The sequence below is a fragment of the Hymenobacter sp. genome, from assembly GCF_036388155.1.
In the GTDB taxonomy this organism is placed as follows: Bacteria; Bacteroidota; Bacteroidia; order Cytophagales; family Hymenobacteraceae; genus Hymenobacter.
The window spans coordinates 21755-37929 of sequence record NZ_DASVSI010000169.1 but is presented as its reverse complement, the minus strand read 5'-3'; the positions used below and the strand labels follow the sequence as shown (position 1 = coordinate 37929).

The 16175-nt window shown below is 60.8% G+C and carries 14 protein-coding genes; 5 read left to right on the top strand and 9 right to left on the bottom strand.

The annotated features are described in order from the left end of the window. Positions 1-112: 112 nt before the first annotated feature. Both VF629_RS24100 and VF629_RS24095 read left to right on the top strand, forming a co-directional pair. Positions 113-877 (top strand): hypothetical protein, encoded by a 765-nt coding sequence (locus VF629_RS24100; protein WP_331061069.1) that lies wholly within the window; start codon positions 113-115, stop codon positions 875-877. 329 nt (positions 878-1206) lie between these two features. Further along, positions 1207-3822 (top strand): DUF5916 domain-containing protein, encoded by a 2616-nt coding sequence (locus VF629_RS24095; protein ID WP_331061068.1) that lies wholly within the window; start codon positions 1207-1209, stop codon positions 3820-3822. A gap of 212 nt (positions 3823-4034) precedes the next feature. Here the strand turns inward: VF629_RS24095 and VF629_RS24090 are convergent, their stop codons facing one another. Further along, entirely contained in the window at positions 4035-4409 is a 375-nt protein-coding gene (locus VF629_RS24090; protein WP_331061067.1) for a MerC domain-containing protein, read from the bottom strand. A 318-nt stretch (positions 4410-4727) separates the two neighbouring features. Here VF629_RS24090 and VF629_RS24085 point away from each other — a divergent pair, with 318 nt between their 5' ends. Then, positions 4728-5243 (top strand): hypothetical protein, encoded by a 516-nt coding sequence (locus VF629_RS24085; RefSeq protein ID WP_331061066.1) that lies wholly within the window; start codon positions 4728-4730, stop codon positions 5241-5243. 142 nt (positions 5244-5385) lie between these two features. Here VF629_RS24085 and VF629_RS24080 read toward each other — a convergent pair whose 3' ends face one another. The 5 genes from VF629_RS24080 to VF629_RS24060 form a co-directional block, all read right to left on the bottom strand. Next, positions 5386-6312: an NAD(P)/FAD-dependent oxidoreductase gene (locus VF629_RS24080; protein ID WP_331061065.1), complete on the bottom strand. Its 927-nt coding sequence runs from the start codon at positions 6310-6312 to the stop codon at positions 5386-5388. Between the two features lie 12 nt (positions 6313-6324). Further along, positions 6325-6498 (bottom strand): hypothetical protein, encoded by a 174-nt coding sequence (locus VF629_RS24075; RefSeq protein ID WP_331061064.1) that lies wholly within the window; start codon positions 6496-6498, stop codon positions 6325-6327. 198 nt (positions 6499-6696) lie between these two features. Then, on the bottom strand, positions 6697-7929 hold the full coding sequence (locus VF629_RS24070; RefSeq protein WP_331061063.1) for a hypothetical protein: 1233 nt from the start codon (positions 7927-7929) through the stop codon (positions 6697-6699). An 809-nt stretch (positions 7930-8738) separates the two neighbouring features. Next, positions 8739-8984, bottom strand: a complete 246-nt coding sequence (locus VF629_RS24065; RefSeq protein ID WP_331061062.1) for a hypothetical protein — start codon at positions 8982-8984, stop codon at positions 8739-8741. 275 nt (positions 8985-9259) lie between these two features. After that, positions 9260-9688 (bottom strand): Fur family transcriptional regulator, encoded by a 429-nt coding sequence (locus VF629_RS24060; RefSeq protein ID WP_331061061.1) that lies wholly within the window; start codon positions 9686-9688, stop codon positions 9260-9262. A gap of 190 nt (positions 9689-9878) precedes the next feature. On the opposite strand from VF629_RS24060, the gene VF629_RS24055 reads away from it, so the two are divergent. After that, complete coding sequence (locus VF629_RS24055; RefSeq protein WP_331061060.1) at positions 9879-10673, top strand: HipA family kinase; 795 nt, start codon at positions 9879-9881, stop codon at positions 10671-10673. Further along, a complete protein-coding gene (locus VF629_RS24050) occupies positions 10651-11034 on the top strand; it encodes a DUF3037 domain-containing protein (RefSeq protein WP_331061059.1) in 384 nt (127 codons plus the stop codon). Before VF629_RS24055 ends, VF629_RS24050 begins: the two co-directional genes overlap by 23 nt. Positions 11035-11232: 198 nt before the next feature. On the opposite strand, the gene VF629_RS24045 is transcribed toward VF629_RS24050, so the two are convergent. From VF629_RS24045 to VF629_RS24035, 3 genes are all read right to left on the bottom strand, one after another. Continuing rightward, complete coding sequence (locus VF629_RS24045) at positions 11233-14121, bottom strand: glycoside hydrolase family 2 protein (RefSeq protein WP_331061058.1); 2889 nt, start codon at positions 14119-14121, stop codon at positions 11233-11235. Between the two features lie 226 nt (positions 14122-14347). After that, entirely contained in the window at positions 14348-15172 is an 825-nt protein-coding gene (locus VF629_RS24040; RefSeq protein WP_331061057.1) for a rhamnogalacturonan acetylesterase, read from the bottom strand. Positions 15173-15349: 177 nt separating this feature from the next. Continuing rightward, positions 15350-16138, bottom strand: a complete 789-nt coding sequence (locus tag VF629_RS24035; RefSeq protein ID WP_331061056.1) for a rhamnogalacturonan acetylesterase — start codon at positions 16136-16138, stop codon at positions 15350-15352. Positions 16139-16175 lie beyond the last annotated feature (37 nt).

Sequence of the window (16175 nt, the reverse complement as noted above, 5' to 3'; positions counted from 1 at the left end):
GCCCGCCACCTCTAACCAAGAGTTACTACCCCGAGCGAGATGCTTCGCGGCGCGCTGCATGACGGCCTAGCGTTTTACACTAATCCAGCCTTTCACCTTACTACTCTGCACCATGCGCCGCTTCCTATTCTTCCTGTTGCTGGTATTTGCCGCGAGCGGCATCGAGTCAGCTTTCGCCCAAAAAGTCATTGAGAAAAGCGCCAACATTGGCAAAAACCAGCGCCTTTTTCTCAACCTGCGTCAGGCCAGCAACATCCGCATTCGGAGCGGCTCGGGCAACAAAATGACCCTGAAAGCGTCGGTGAGCATCAATCAGAACCGGCTCAACGACGCCTTGCTGCTCACCCTCGACGAGTCGGGCGACGAGGTGAAGCTCACCTCCGAGTTTGACAAGGAAATGCTGCGCAAAGCCGAGCCCGGCGACTGCCCCAACGGCGGCTCGTACTACGGCGACACCTACAGCACGACGACCAACACGACCATTATTAACGGGAAGGTGACTCCCGGCCGCGACCGCGACGGCAACACCATCGCCCAGGTGTGCGCCGTCATCGAGTACGAAATCACGGTGCCGGCCGACGTGGCCCTGCGCGTGAGCACCATCAGCGGCAACATCGACATCGCCGGCCTGAACGGGACCATGGATGTGAAGTCCATCAGCGGGTTTGTGGACGTGGCCTGGCCCGACAGCAAAGGCGCCGAACTGTCGCTGAAAACCATCACCGGCGAGGTGTACACCGACCAGGACATTGCCTTCGACAACCGCAAGGAAAACCCCATGGTGGGCTACCAGCTGCGCGGCAAGCTCAAGGGCAGCGGCCCGCTCGTGAAGCTCGAATCCATCAGCAACGACGTGTATTTCCGCAAGCGCAAGTAACCATTCCCAAGTGCGGCAGTTTCCACGCAAAATAAGGCCTTAGCCGGTTTTTTGCAGGATTGCTACGGCCTGAAAAGCACGGGTTTTGCCTTTATTTATACAATCACCTCTTGCCGGAATTGCTGGCAAGAGAATCTAAACAACGGGGCTGGGGCGCCACGCGAAGGCAGGGCTGCAAACCTGCTTTCCGGTGGTACAGGCTTTCACTGATAGTAGGTGAGTGACAGTCAGTAGAGCCGGCTCCACCCCGTTGCATAGGTTTATATCAATGGCCACGCAGCCCCGCTTCACCAACCGCGTCCTTGCTCACTCGCCGCCAAGCTACCCATATGCCCTTTACCTCTATTCTGCGCACCGTTTTGCTGTTTGTTGCCCTGGCTGGCCTGGCCGCGCCATCGGCCCGGGCCCAAACCCCCGCCGCCGACGCCAAAGATGCCGACAAAGCACCGGCGCCCAAGCGCGAGCTTGCGGCCCTGCGCATGACCCAGCCCATTAAGCTCGACGGCGTGCTCGACGAAGAGGTGTGGCGCGAGGCCACGGCGGCCACCGACTTCATTCAAAACCGGCCCAACCCCGGCCCGCACGAGCGGCACCCCACCGAGGTGCGCGTGCTCTACGACGACGCGGCGATTTACGTGGGCGCCGTCATGCACGACGTGTCGCAGGACTCCATTCCGCGCGAGCTCACCGACCGCGACAACTTCGGCAACACCGACTTCATTGGCATTTTTCTGGACACTTACCAGGACAAGCTCAACGGCTACGCCTTCTTCGTGACTACGGGCGGCGTGCAAATGGACGCCCGCTACTCGCCCGCCAGCGGCGAAGATTTCAACTGGAACGCGGTGTGGGAAAGCCGCACCGCCTTGCGCGGCACCGACTGGGTGGCCGAAATGCGCATTCCCTACTCGGCCCTGCGCTTCAGCACGGCCGAGGTGCAGCAATGGGGCCTGAACTTCATGCGGCAGCGCCAGCGCGACAACCAGGCGTTTTTCTGGAACGAGGTGAAGCCGCAGGTGGACGGCTTCGTGAACCAGTGGGGCGTGCTCACGGGCCTACGCGACCTCAAGCCGCCGTTGCGCCTCTCGCTCACGCCCTATGTCTCAACTTACGTCAACCACAACCCACTGAACGCCGAGGGTACCAAGCGCACCACCAGCTTCAATGCTGGGGCCGATATTAAATGGGGCATCAACGAAAGCTTCACGCTGGACGCTACGCTGGTGCCGGACTTTGGGCAGGTGCAGAGCGACAACCAAGTGCTCAACCTTTCGCCCTTCGAGGTACAGTTCAACGAAAACCGGCAATTTTTCACCGAAGGCACTGAGTTGTTCAACAAGGGCGGCTTGTTTTATTCGCGCCGGGTGGGGGCCCAGCCGCTGGGCTTTGGCGAGGCCGAGCGCCAGCTGCGCAAGGGCTCGCGCGAGGCCGACGGCCGGCGCAAAGGCGAGTTTGTGGTACAAAACCCCGGCGTGACCCCCCTGCTGAACGCCACCAAAGTATCGGGCCGCACCAGCAAGGGGCTGGGCGTGGGCGTGTTCAACGCCCTGAGCAACGACGTGTACGCCACCCTCCAGGACAGCACTTCCGGCGCTCGGCGCGACGTGCTCACGCAGCCGTTCAGCAACTACAACATTGCGGTGCTCGACCAGAGTTTGAAGAATAACTCCTACGTTTCGCTCATCAACACCAACGTGACGCGGGCCGGCGCCACCTACGACGCCAACGTGACCGGCGGCCTGTTCCGCTTCGCCAATAAGAAGAACTCTTACGCCGTGGATGGCCGCGTGGTGTATTCGCGTCGCCGGGGCAAGGTCTTTGGCAGCGAGCAGGAAATTGACGACCAGGACGGCTATAAATACATCATCGGCCTGGGCAAAATCAGCGGCAACTGGACGTGGTACCTCAACCAGGGCATCGAGTCGGACAAGTACAACCCCAACGACCTGGGCATCTTGTTCGGCAACAACAACATCACGCAGTCGGCCCAGCTGGTGTACCAGAAGTTCAAGCCGTTTTGGAAGGTGAACAACTTCGCCATTTTCGGGGTGGTGAATTACAATTTGCTGTATAAGCCCACGCTCTACCAGGCGGTCAATTTCTACCTCGGCGCCAACACCACCTTCACCAAGAGCTTCAACCAAATCGGGTTCGACTTCAACTCTGACGCAGTAACGCACGACTATTTCGAGCCACGCACCTCTCCGCTGGGCAAGTACTACGTGCGGGTGCCCGGCAACAACCGGCTGGTGCTGTTCCTCAACTCGGACTCCCGCAAAAAATTCGCCTACGGCCTGAACGCCGGGCTGAAGCACTACTACACCGACGAGCGCCTGCCCCGGCCCCGCCGCACGGGCTACAGCTTCGGCGCCTACCCGCGCTACCGCTTCAACGACCATTTCACCCTGCGCTACAGCGTCGACTGGAGCCTCGACGTGAACCAAATCGGCTACGTCAACGGTGGCCTCGATGAAAATGAAGCCCTCGACAAGCCGTTTATGGGCCAAACCATGCTTGGCCGGCGCGACGTGGCCACGGTGTCCAATATTTTGTCGGCGGCCTACACGTTCACCAATCGCATGGCCTTCACGCTACGTGTGCGCCACTACACCAGCACCGTTCAATACAACGACTTCGCCACGCTGGGCAAGAACGGCGAGGAGCAGCTGGTGGACTACCAGCGCAACCGCGACAACACCTACAACGCATTCAACGTGGACGCGGTGTACTCCTGGTGGTTTGCGCCCGGCTCGCAGCTGAGCATCGTGTGGAAAAACGCCAGCATGCCGGACAACGCCTACCGCTTTGGCAACGACGCTACTCCGCTTTATTTCAACAACTTGGCTAACACCATCAACACGCCGCACAACAACTCGGTGTCGGTGAAGGTGCTGTATTTCCTCGACTACCTGGCGCTGCGCAAGGGAAGGGGCATGGGGCAGTAGTAACGGCCGCGGCCTTCGTCGAGGACATCAACGTCTTCCTGCTCGGAGCTTGCCATGGCCGGTCGCAAATAATCGCGACTAAACCGGGTTTAAAGCACCGTGGAGGCTTACCAAGCTCAGGCCACCAGCCGCTTCCTGTTGGTCCGCCGCTGCCTGCTTTGCGCCCAAAAAGGGCGCCGCCGCTCAACCGGAGAAACGCCCACCGGGCCACATCAAGGTTGGCGGCGGGCGGTGCCGGCGCGGTGCCGGTTGAGCAAGTGGGCCACAATCAGGCCCAGCGAGGCGGCGTACTGCACCAACTGCATGGCTGGCCACCGGGCCGCGAGCACGCCGGCCCCCGTGAACAACGCAAACAGCAGCCACAGCGCCACCCGGAGCGGGGCCGGCGACTGCCGCCGCGCAGCCAGGGCCACCAGCACCCCGCTCATCACCCAAAACCCCAACTCCCAGCGCTCGGCGGTTTCTCCCGGGTTGCGGGTGCCCCACCAAGCCAGTAGCAGGGGCCCGGCCGCGCAGTGTATTCCACAGAGCAAGGCATTCAAAACTCCGCCGTAATCAGCCACGCGGCGCAACAAAAGAACTTTCATCGGCTAAAAAACTATCGAAGAGTGTATCCCGCCGTGCCGGAGCCCGATTGCAGACCCTGATTCTGGCGCGGCGTTCGCGTGGCCGGCGGAGAGGAGCATGATTGAGGAAACCGGCCTGGCAGCGGGGCCGATGAGGAGCGTCAGCCCGAACCGCGAGCAAAGGTAAGCCGGGTTGAACTATTATGCAACATTGTTGCAATTACAATTTGCTCGTATAAGCAGGCAAGCCAGCCAATTGCTTGGCGGGCCCTATTGGGAGCGTGGGTTGGCAGGCCGCGCGCGTTTACATTTGCCCCTAACCTGCCTGCCTTACGTGAAATGACGTTTTCTTTCCCCAACTCCGCAGCTCTGCCTTTAGGGTTGTGGGGTGCTCTAGTGCTGGCGGCTTGTGGCCATAGCGGCGGCCTCGAACAGCCCGCGGCCCCCATGCACGCCCAACTCGTGGCTGGCCACGAGCAGATGGAGAACGACCACCGCCGCATGGAGGCCGCCGACTCGGTGATGGAAGCGGAGCACCGGGCTGCCCTGGCCACTGCCCAGGCAAAGGGGCTGGGCCAAGCGCCTGCCTTTCAAGTGTTGGAAAGCCGCCACCGGGCCTTCATGGCGTTGTGCCGGCGCCGCATGCAGCACCATGCTCAAGTGCTGGCCCGGCACGCTGCCTTGGAGCGCAGCCACGCCACGGGCCAGGTACCGGCGGCGCAGCTGCAAGCCGACCACGCCACCATGATAGCCGAGCACGAGCGCATGCAAGCGGAGCACCGCCACCTGGTGGCCGCTCACCAAAAAATGGAGCAGGAGCACACCGCGTTGCTACAACAAGTCAGCCGCCTGTAGTAGGCCGCTCCCATTTTTGCTCCGCGCAGGGGCGCGAGAGTCCCAGCGGCATGCATCAAGATTCGGCCGTGCGCTTGCGATGCACCTGGTTTCGAGGAGCCGCTTCCTTCACAAGCTTGGAACTAGTGTTGCAGACCACGACTCAGGCTGCCACCGGCAGGGTGCGCCCCAAAATCAGGTTGCGGCTTAGCGTGCCGCCCACGCGGTTGCCCACCCCAATGGCGTTGGCCAGCTGGTGCATCATGGTGCAGTTGTCGCCCAGCGCGTACACGCCGGGCACGGTGGTTTGGTTGTGGTCGTCGACGCGCAGCAGGCCCATTTCATCCACTTCGCAGCCCAGCTGCGCGGGCAGGTCTGAACCCTGGTGCCAGGGCACTTTGGCATAAAGCACCCGCAGCGGCAGGGCGCGGCCATCGGCCAGGCCCAGGCCGTCGAGCTGCGCGCCGGTGTGCAGCAGGGATGCTACGGGCGTTTCTTCCAGCCCAACGCCGTGCTGTTCCAAGAGCTCCCGCACGTCGGCCCCGAACGTGGCCGGGCCGTTGGTGAACACCGTCAGCTCGCGGGTCCAATTGAGCAGCATGGCCACCATGTGGGCCACCGTCTCGCCGTTCATCCACAGGCCGGTGGGTTGGTCGGCCACCTCGTAGCCGTGGCAGTAGGGGCAATGGATGATGGACGTGCCCCAGCATTCGGCAAAACCGGGAACCGGGGGCAGCTCATCGCGCATGCCGGTGGCCAGCAGCAGCTTAGGCGCCGCGAACGTGCCGTGCTCGGCGGTACTGACCCGGAAGCTGCCATCGGGCAGCTGGTCGGCGGCCGTGGCGCGGGCTGCCAGGAGCTGCACTGTGGGGTAGGCGGCCACTTGCTGGCGGGCGCGGGCGGCCAGGTCGGCGGGCGCGTCGCCGTCGTGCAGCAGCAGGTTGTGGGCGTGCGGGGTGGTGCGGTTGCGGGGCTGGCCCGCGTCGAGCACCAGTACGCGGCAGCGGGCCCGGGCCAGGGCCATCGCGGCACTCAGCCCGGCGTAGGACCCGCCCACGATGATGAAGTCAAAAGTTGATGAGGAAGCCATGATGCCTTCGAATTAAAATTGCTTGATGTAGGTAATTTTGCTGATGAGCTGCTGCTGGCGCGCACGTTCCAGCGCGCCAGCTGGCTGAGAAACAGTGGCGTCCTGTGCCGGCGCCCAACTGGCCGCGAGCAGTCCCAGTACTACCACCGATGCATATGGGCTGATTTGAAAGAAGTATGGCGCCATTCGAAGGAAGCCCAGCGGGCCAACTACGTGCTTCTTGTGGTGAGCTCAGCGGAATAACGGAGTCGCAACTGCTGGGCATTTGCCGAGGGATGTCGCGTCTGCAGTTGTGCCAGATGGTCCAGAAGCCGTTTATTCCCAGGCCGTAAGAAGCCTCCGCCCCCTTGTGCGGAGGCTTCTTGCATCAACTGGCGGCGGAGCCTAGTGGCTGGCGTCCGACTCAAAACCCAGCACGGTTAGGCGCACCGGACGGGCAGTTACTTTGTGTTTGGCCACCACACTGAAGTTGTCCAGCTGAATCTGGTGCACCTCGCCCAGCGAGGGCACGGCGACGTAGGCAAACTTCTCGGTGGCTTCCAAGACTGGTTTGTAGGTATCCGCAGTTGCCGTGGCCCCGATGACGTTGCCCTCCTTTTTGAGCGCGCCGGTGGCCAGGTCATAGACCCGCAGCTTGCCGTCCAGGGTCAGCACGAGCAGGTTTTTGCCGGCGTAATCGGTTTTGCACTGGAAGGCGTCGGCGCCGGCATAAATCGGGGTGATGCGGTTGTTGGCCACGTCAATCAGATACGCGCCTTTGGTGGCCGCGTACCCAACAAATTTGCGGGCCTCTTGGGCGTAGAGTACCGTGCCGAGGCGGAAGGCTCCGAAGTCGGCGGGGTTGGGAATCAGGCGCTGTTGCCCGGCCTTGTCCACGACCAGCACCCCGCCGCTGGCGTTGGCAGTGGACGTCCAGGCCCCAAATACCGCGTTTTCGCCGTCGGAAGCGTTGCCGTGAATGGCACCGGTTTGCAGCGTGGAGGCGTGCACCACAGCGCCGGACTTGTTAATCACCTGCACGCGGGTGGGGTTGGCGCCGCTGGCGCTGGCCGTCGTCACGGCGTAGGTGCCGTTGCTAAAGTGGGCCATGGCCCCGTGGTGGGGCTGCAAGCCTGCGTTGAGGACCGTAAACCGAGCGCCCGAATTATGAAAATCCGCTTCGTTGCCCACGCTGAGCGTGCCGTCGCCGTCGTTAAAAATGAGCGACTCTTCGCCCTTGCTTTTGAAGTGCGACGGCCGGGCCGCGGTGGCCGTGATGGTGCCCCACTTGGGCGTGCCCTTTATGTCGATGTGGTCGCCGTGCGACTCCAGGCCCGTGTCAAACATCTTGACCAGGTTTTGCGAGCCGTAGAGCACCGCGGCAAAGCGGCCGGAAGCCGTCGGATACAAGGTGCCCAAGGGGAAATCTGTATCGAACGAAGCCACCGAGGCATCGCGAGGGGTAATCTGCGTGAGCTTAGTCGCTTGTTCATCGGTGACCAGCACCCGGACGTACCGGTACTCTTTGACGGCAGGCGCCGTTTCTTTTTCGTTTTTGTCGCAGGAGGCCAGTACCGTGGCCGCCGCCAAGCTCAGGGCCAGTTTCACAGTGTGGTTGGTGAGTCGCAGGTTTTTCATCGTTGGAAAGAATTAGGGAGTTGTTCAAACAAAGATAAATGCTATTTGTAACAATGTTGCATTTAATGTTCAAGTAAATTTCTGCTCAAAACGCTTTTCATCGATTTTCACAGTTAAGATTTGACGTCAGAATGTGCGATTGATTGATGGTTTTGAGGTTAAACTAGCCGCTTGGTCATCAGCTCATATCAATGCGAAGCCGCGGTTATTGATGCATATATGTTGCGTAACAGTCAGTAATGTAATTGGGTAATACCGAGTATGAGTATGCTCGCGAGGTAGGCTGAGGTAACTTGTCGCGAAGAATTTGGCTGTAGCATCCAGCCTTTTCGGCGGCCCACGCCCGCGTCTTCCCAATGGGCAAGGGCGTTTAGAATGTGAGCCAGCCGCCAAACCCACCGCCGTTAAGGGCGAAGAACAGCAAGCAAGTCCGGGCAACAGAATCCCGATTTGGCGATGGGATGCGGAAAGGGCAAAGCGGCTTCGGAGAGGGGGCGTACCCGGTAGGGCCGGGGTGAGGCGACTCCGTCGACGAAAATGTACCCCAACTCTGAAGCGGCTTTAGACCCAGCCAACGGCGGAGCAGGTTTTGCTTTGTTCGCGGCCGGGTCGAGTAGGGGGAGACAGGCGAAATGGCGCGTTAGTCCTCGTCCGCGAGCGCCGACTGGCGCTTCAACAGGCAGCCCGCCAGAAACAACAAGGCGGGAAAAAGAGAAGGCTATTGAGCCGCGTGCCACGCTGCTCAAGCCACAAAAAGAGGCCGCCCTGAATCACGCAAGCCTTCTGAAACTTAACGTGCCACGCCGGGCTTAGCCCGCGGGCGGGCCACGCAGAGCCGCGCCGGGCAGCAGGTGCCGAGCCGGGCACACGGCGCCAATTTGCCGGTACGTGGGGTAGGCGGAACTCACCCGGGGCTGGGGCACGAGCGGAGGCAGCGCGGGCTGGAACGCTACATCGTAGAGCTGCTCCACGTGGCAATGCTGGTGCTGGGGCGAGACTTCGGCCTCCGGGTGGTGCGCCTGGACCGCAGCCGGCCGGTGGTGGGCCACGTCCACCGTGTGGCGATGGGGGCGTGCAGGCTCAGCATGGCGGCTTCGGGCGCCATTACGCGCCCTAGCAGCAGCAACAGCCACCACGCCCCTAACCTGCTACGCAACCGTTGCATCCACCTGGTTCTTGTGTGAAGAGCCCAAAGGTAATCAGCTGCGATTTATTTGCAACCACATTGCATCTAGTTGCTCTGCGTCCAATCCTCTATGGGCCTACTACCTGGCCGGGCGTTGTCGAATGCCATTCCGCGAACAGATAAGCGAGTGCAACAAGGTGCTGTTTACGCTGGCTGGCACTCGCGGCAAACGCCCGCCAACAGGTAGTCCCGCGTAACGGCCTCAAACTTGGCAGGCAGCGTCACGGCCGGAATGGCCACTTGGTTCAGGCAGTAAATGTGCTCGCAGGCCGTGCATTTGAAGTGGACATGGTTGTCGAAATGCGCCTTGGCGCTGCACTCGATGGAACAAGCAGCGTAGCGCACCACGTCGCTGGTATCAATAACGCGATGAATCAGGCCGCACTCTTCGAATGATTTCAGCGTTCGGTAAAGGGTAATGCGGTCGGTGTTGGGGGGGAGCAACTGCTCAATTTCGCCGCCGGACAGCGCGTACGACGATTCGGACAGCACCTGGAGCACGGCCCGCCGCACGGTGGTTTGGCGTAGCCCGTGCCGGGTTAGGGTTTGCGAAAGGCGGTCGGGGGAGGGCATGCGGCGGGCGTTAGCAAGGAATGAAACGAAGGATTGAGCAGGACAACGTTCCGCTAACACAGGCAAAAGTAACCAAGTTGCATTAAGCTTCGCGTGGAAGTATTGAACCGGGACGTCATTGATGACTGCACACAGCAGAACGGGTAAGCTTCCCTCGGTATGACGTTCTTTGCGGCGTAAATCCTTCCCCATGCCGGCAACTCCTGCCCTTGAACTCCGAACCGTGGCCGTGACGCGGTACGTGACGCCGCTGCGTGAGGGCGGCTCCCTGCCGGCCCTGGTCGAGGCCGACGACAATTTCCTCTACGTCCTCAAGTTCCGGGGCGCGGGGCAGGGCGTCAAGGCCCTCATCGCCGAGCTGATTGTGGGCGAAATGGCCCGGGTGCTGGGCCTGCGCGTGCCCGAACTGGTGTTTTGTGAGCTGGACGAAGCCTTCGGCCGGACCGAGCCCGATGAGGAAATTCAGGACCTGCTGCAGGCCAGCACCGGCCGCAACTTGGCCCTGCACTACCTCAGCGGGGCCATCACCTTCGACGCGCTGGTCACCACCGTTGAGCCCCGGCTGGCGTCGCAAATCGTGTGGCTCGACTGCTTCACGCTGAACGTGGACCGCACCGCCCGCAACACCAACATGCTGATGTGGCACAAGGAGCTGTGGCTCATCGACCACGGCGCGGCACTCTACGCCCACCACGCCGGTCCCGAATGGGCCAAGCCGCGCCCGCGCCCTTTTCCGCAGGTGAAGGACCACGTGCTGCTGCCCCAGGCCAGTGAGTTAATTGAAGTAGACGCCGAAAGTCGCGCCAAACTCACGCCCGAAGTCATTGGTGCCATTGTGGCCCTGGTGCCCGACGAGTGGCTGACCAACGGCGATGCCCCGCCCGAGCAGCAGCGCGCCGACTACGTCAGTTTCTTAGAGACCCGCTTAGCGGCATCCGAAACCTTTGTTCAGGAAGCAAACGATGCCCGCAATGCACTTATTTGAGTACGCCGTGCTGCGCGTGGTGCCCCGCGTGGAGCGCGAAGAATTCCTCAACGTAGGCGTGGTGGTGTACTGCCGGAGCTTGGGCTTTCTGCAAACGCGGATTGAATTGCCCATTGCGCGCCTGCTAGCCGTCGCACCCGACATCGACGTGGAAGAAATAAACGCCCGCTTGCAAGCTTTCGAACGCATTTGCCAAGGTCGGGCCACTGGCGGCACCATCGGCCAGCTGGCCATTGCCGAGCGGTTCCGCTGGCTCACGGCCACGCGCAGCACGGTGGTGCAGACGTCGCCCGTGCACCCCGGCCGCTGCGCTGACGCCGGCGAAACACTGGCACGGCTGTTTGCGCAGCTGGTGGAATAATCCGAGTTGTAGAGAGAAAGCATTCAATTCTGCCAAGCATGTGTCATTCGACACATAAAAACCGTCATGCAGAGCGCAGCGAAGCATCTCGCGTGCTTCAACTAATTACCACCCATGCGAGATGCTTCGCTGCGCTCTGCATGACCAGTCCGTTACCATCACGGGAGCTATGGTGATGGGGAGGAAAGTTGCTGACCTCTAAAACAAGTCGTCCTTTACCGGCGCGATGTAGGGCTGGGGCTTGCTATCCGTCGGCGGGAGGCCGAAGTAGAAGTAGAGCGTGCGCTTGGTGGGGGTGCCGGTGAAGTGGTTGGTTTCGCTGGCCGGACCCAGGTTTTTGGGGTTGGGGTCGATGTTTAGGCCCAACTTGGTGCCGATGGGCGGGATGGCGTCGAGGAAGGACAGGTCGCCAGTGGGCAAGCCGGGCGTGGGCTTGATGCCGGTGAGGCCGTAGAAATTGAAGCGGCGGATGAACAGGTCTTTGTCCGGGCTGGCGATAAGAAATTTGCCTTCCACGGTGTTCATTTCCATCCACGCGATATCGGCGAAATAGCCTTTGAACTCGGGGTAAATCCAGGGCGCGGCAGCCGTTTGGGTGCTGTTGTTGGCGTTGCTCCACACGTTGGTGCCCACGCCCTGCAAGCGGTTTTTCCACACACGGTAGGGGCCTTTGCCCAGCCACTTGGCCCCGATGACAAAGTTCTCGGGGTAGCTGAAGCTGATGCCAGCAAATTGGTGGTCGCCGGTCAGGGCGTACTCATACTCCATTCGCAGCCAGCCGGTGCCGTGCATTTTCCAGCGCACGGTTTTCAGGTCGCCGGTGTAAGCGGCTTCCACTACTTCGCCGTCGGGCTCGGTGCGGTGCGTGAGGCCGGTGAAGGTGGCGGTGCCGGCCACCAGCACGGGGCCGTTGGTGAAGGAAAGCCTGTCGCCATTATTGCCCTTTATGGCCGAAATACGGCCGGTTTTTTTGCTAAATGTGACCGTGATATTGTTTGCCTTCAGGGTGAGGGCGGTGTCAATTTCGGTGACTTCGACGGGGGCTTTTTCTTTGCTGGTAAGGGCCAGCACGCCGTCGAGCAGCTTGGCGTTGTTGCTGGTTTTCCAAGTCCATTTATACACCAGGTTTTTGACGGGGTCGAAGGCGGAGAGTACCACGGCGTCGTAGTTTTTCCAGTCCTTTGGTAGCTCCAGGTTCAATTGGCCGGTGGCTAACGGGGCCACTTTGGGGCTTTTTATGCGGCTTTTCTTGGCCGTAATGCTGCCAGCGTAGGCGTCGCTGGGCTTGCGGTAGTTCACCAGTTCCCACTGGAAAAAGCACTGGCTGAGGTTGGTGAAGTGGAAGCGGTTTTCGACGGGTACGCGGCCGCTGAACTTCGCAGGCAGCTCTTTCAGGCTGATTTTGATGGGCGAGAAAATCTCCCGGATGGCGTAGAAGCTGCCTTCTTTCTCGCGGTGCGGGCCCATGAGGCCGTCGGGCGCGTTCACGCCGTTCACGTCGATGATGCCGTTTTGGTCGGTGCGCGTGATGCCCTCGTCCACCATGGCCCAGAGGAAGCCGCCGCCCGAGCGTTGCGCTTTCCAGTGCAGTTCCCACATGTCGGCCAGGCCGGCCCCGCCGCCGCCATCGTCCTGGCTGTGCAGGAATTCGGTGGGCATGTAGATAAGCGAATCCGCCAAGATGTCGCGGGTGCTGTAGTAGTTCTCGTAGTGGTTGCAGTCGATGCCGTTCACGGCGTTGCCGGGGCGGTGGTGGGGGTGAATGACGGGCCGCCTGGTGAGGTCGTACTGGTAGAAAACGGCGTCCAGCTCTTTATTGGTGCCGCCTTCATTGCCGTTGTTCCAGAAAATGATGCTGGGGTGGTTCTGGTCTTTCTCCACCATGGAGCGCACCAGCGGCGTGCCGGCTTTGGTGCTGTAAAACTTCTGCCAGCCCGCCAGCTCGTCGAGCACGTATAGGCCCAACGAGTCGCAGAGGTGCAGGAACTCGGCGTCGGGCGGGTAGTGCGACATGCGCACGGCGTTCATGTTCATCTCCTTCAGCAGCTTCACGTCCATCAGGTGGATGGAATCGTTGAGGGTGCGGCCGGTTTCGGGCCACCAACTGTGGCGGTTGGTGCCCTTCATTTTTACCTGCGTGCCGTTCACGTAAATGCCCAGCCCGCGGCGCACCTCAATGGTGCGGAAGCCGAAGGTTTCGGTGGTTTGGTACTGGGTTTCGGTGCCGGTGCGCAGCGTGACGCGGGCGCGGTAGAGAGTGGGCGTTTCGCTGGTCCACTGGCGAGGGTTTTTCACGGTGGTGCTCAGGCGCGCCGCGGTGTCGCCGGCTGCCACGCTGGTGCTGGCGGTGCCCACGGTTTGGCCGGCCGCGTCCACGATGTCGGCTTGGAGCTGGGCGGCTTGCTTCACGTTGCGCAGGTTGGCGCGGAGCGTGAACGCGCCGTTGGCTCGGGCGTCGATGGCCACGTTTTCGGCGTACTGCTGCGGGTACGCCTGCAGATACACCGGCCGGAAAATCCCGCCAAATACCCAGTAGTCGGCCAGTCGCTCGGCATTGTTCACGCTGGCGTCGGCCGACATCTTGCTTACTTTCACCTCCAACACGTTGGCCTCGCCGAATTTGAGCTTGTCGGTGATGTCGTACTTGAAGCGGTAGAAGGCACCTTGGTGAATGGCCCCGGCCCCGGCCCCGTTCACCTTCACTTCGGTGTCCGTCATCGAGCCTTCAAATACAATTTCAACCCGCCGCCCGCGCCAAGCTGCGGGCACCGTGAAGCTGTGCTTGTACAGGCCCTGCTCGTTGGCGAAGCGGAAATTCTTGCCGTAGGTTTTGTAGTCGCGGCCGTAGTTGTAGAGGCCAAATCCTTCTTGCTCCCAGCACGAGGGCACGGCGATAGTGGTCCAGAAGCCGCTTTTGCGCCCGCTGGTGCAGTAGAAGTCCCACTTCACCGCGCGGCGGTTGTCGCGGCCGGAGAGGTATTGCACTTGCTTTTGCGCCGCCGACTGGGCATGGCTGGCCTGAGTGAACAGCAGCGCAGAACCGAAGAATAGAAGCTGGAAGAAGCGGGTAAGGGGAGAGGTAAGCATGAGGCTATCGGAATGATAAAAGGGGTGTCATGCTGAGCGCAGCCGAAGCATCTCTACCGCACCGTGTCATGCTGACGAAGGAAGCATCTTATCACGGTGTCCGAGTTTTTGGTGGCGCGAGGGTGATAAGGTCCTTCGCTCTGCTCAGGATGACAAACGGGGTAGTAGAGATGCTTCGGCTCCGCTCAGCATGACGGTTCTAGTGCTGTTGGACTCACTGAATCAGCTACTTTTTCAGCAAAAACTTGCGCAGCGGCAGCTTCTTGTTGGCGCGAATGCCCTCGGCTACGGTGGCGGCGTTGAGCTGCGCGCCGGCTTCGATGGTGTGGGTGTGGTCTTTGGAAGTGAAGTACACGGTGCCGACTTTGGCCTGGCCTTCGCGGTCGTATTTGTCGGCCACCAGTTGGTTGAGGTCGATGAAGTAGGCGCCGCCTTGCTTGGCGGCTTCGGCGGCCCATTTGTTGTAGTCGTTGGTGGCGCGGTTCACCTTGCCGTCCTTCCAGGTGTCGCGCGGAATGAGCGAGCAGACTATGGGCGTGGCGCCTTTGGCTTTGGTATCGGCAATGAATTTGCGCAGGTACCAGCCGTAGCTGTGCACTACTTCCTGCTGCTTGGTGATGGGGTTGTAGATTTCCTCGCTCTCCTCGCCGTTGCTTTTGATGGTGCCGCGGGCCCGGGCGGTGTCGGCCAGCGGGCCGCAGTCGTTGTGCCCAAACTGCATGATGACGAAGTCGCCGGGCTGAATTTTGGCTTGCACGGCGCTCCACAGCCCCTTCGTTTGGAAAGTCCGGCTGCTGGTGCCGCCCAGGGCATGGTTCTCGATGTGAATGCGAGTCGTATCAAACGCTGCGGGCAGGAAATTGCCCCAGCCCCAGAGGCCGCCGTCACCCTTGCCTTTGCCGTTTTTCACGGTGGAGTCGCCGATGAGGAATAGCGTGGGCTTGCGGCGCGCTGACTGCTGTGCGGTAAAGCCGGCGAGCAGCAGCGTGAGGAGAAGCAGCCCAAGGCTGAGGTTGGCTCGAAAAGACAGGTTGTATTTAGTGGATTTCATAGGCAAGTGACCGTCATGCTGAGCGCAGCCGAAGCATCTCTTCCGCGCAACTAATCAATGTTAGTGCAGCAGTAGAGATGCTTCGGCTGCGCTCAGCATGACGGTCTTGATGACATTATTGTGGGTTGTTCTTGGAGAGAAGGGAACCGTGGTTAAGGATTGCAGAGCGTCGTGTTTCTACAGCCGCTCTTTTTTCAGGAATTTGTTGAGGGCAATTTTCTTGTTGCTGCGGATGCCGTCTACCACCGATTCGGCGTTGACGCGGGCACCGGCTTCGTTGGTGTGCGTGTGGTCGCCGGGGAAGAACTTCTTCACCTCGTCGGGGCCTAGCTTTTCGTATTTCAGGGCCGTGATTTCGTTCAGATTGATGAACGCCACGCCTTCCTGTTGGGCCACTTCTTGGGCCCATTTGCCAAAGTCATTGCTGGCCCGGATGACCTTGCCTTCCTTCCACTCGTTGCGCGGAATCATGGAAGCCACAATGGGTGTGGCGCCTTTTGCCTTGGCTTCGCGGATGAATTTGCGCAGGTACCAGCCATAAGTGTTTACAGTTTCGGGATGGCCATCAGGCCATACGAGGGCCTTGGTTTCGTCGCCGGTGCCGCGCAGCACGCCGCGGCGGCCAGCCTTACTGGTGTCGGGCGCACTGCCTTCGTTGTGGCCGAATTGCATGATGAGGAAGTCGCCCGGCTTGATGGCCGCGATGGTCTTTTCCCAGCGCCCCTCAGTGATGAATGTGCGGGTGCTCCGGCCAGCCATGGCGTTATTCTGCACCTTGATTTTGGTGGTGTCGAAGTAGGTGGCCACGACGTTGCCCCAGCCCATTTGCGGGGCGTTGGTGTTGCGCACCGTGGAGTCCCCGATGAGGAAAATCGTAGGCTTGGGGCCCGGCTTAGTGAAGGCGACCAGCAGAAATAGCAGCGTAACGGCAGCTAGCAGATGCCGGGGAAGGTGTTTGTTTTTCATAGAGTGGGAGAATAGAGAAAATCAGTCCAAGTAACCA

What these genes read in the sequence shown, in the direction of transcription:
- VF629_RS24100 (WP_331061069.1), top strand. Translation starts at nt 113, where the DNA reads ATGCGCCGCTTCCTATTCTTCCTGTTGCTGGTATTTGCCGCGAGCGGC.
- VF629_RS24095 (WP_331061068.1), top strand. Translation starts at nt 1,207, where the DNA reads ATGCCCTTTACCTCTATTCTGCGCACCGTTTTGCTGTTTGTTGCCCTG.
- VF629_RS24090 (WP_331061067.1), bottom strand. Translation starts at nt 4,409, where the DNA reads ATGAAAGTTCTTTTGTTGCGCCGCGTGGCTGATTACGGCGGAGTTTTG.
- VF629_RS24085 (WP_331061066.1), top strand. Translation starts at nt 4,728, where the DNA reads ATGACGTTTTCTTTCCCCAACTCCGCAGCTCTGCCTTTAGGGTTGTGG.
- VF629_RS24080 (WP_331061065.1), bottom strand. Translation starts at nt 6,312, where the DNA reads ATGGCTTCCTCATCAACTTTTGACTTCATCATCGTGGGCGGGTCCTAC.
- VF629_RS24075 (WP_331061064.1), bottom strand. Translation starts at nt 6,498, where the DNA reads ATGGCGCCATACTTCTTTCAAATCAGCCCATATGCATCGGTGGTAGTA.
- VF629_RS24070 (WP_331061063.1), bottom strand. Translation starts at nt 7,929, where the DNA reads ATGAAAAACCTGCGACTCACCAACCACACTGTGAAACTGGCCCTGAGC.
- VF629_RS24060 (WP_331061061.1), bottom strand. Translation starts at nt 9,688, where the DNA reads ATGCCCTCCCCCGACCGCCTTTCGCAAACCCTAACCCGGCACGGGCTA.
- VF629_RS24055 (WP_331061060.1), top strand. Translation starts at nt 9,879, where the DNA reads ATGCCGGCAACTCCTGCCCTTGAACTCCGAACCGTGGCCGTGACGCGG.
- VF629_RS24050 (WP_331061059.1), top strand. Translation starts at nt 10,651, where the DNA reads ATGCCCGCAATGCACTTATTTGAGTACGCCGTGCTGCGCGTGGTGCCC.
- VF629_RS24045 (WP_331061058.1), bottom strand. Translation starts at nt 14,121, where the DNA reads ATGCTTACCTCTCCCCTTACCCGCTTCTTCCAGCTTCTATTCTTCGGT.
- VF629_RS24040 (WP_331061057.1), bottom strand. Translation starts at nt 15,172, where the DNA reads ATGAAATCCACTAAATACAACCTGTCTTTTCGAGCCAACCTCAGCCTT.
- VF629_RS24035 (WP_331061056.1), bottom strand. Translation starts at nt 16,138, where the DNA reads ATGAAAAACAAACACCTTCCCCGGCATCTGCTAGCTGCCGTTACGCTG.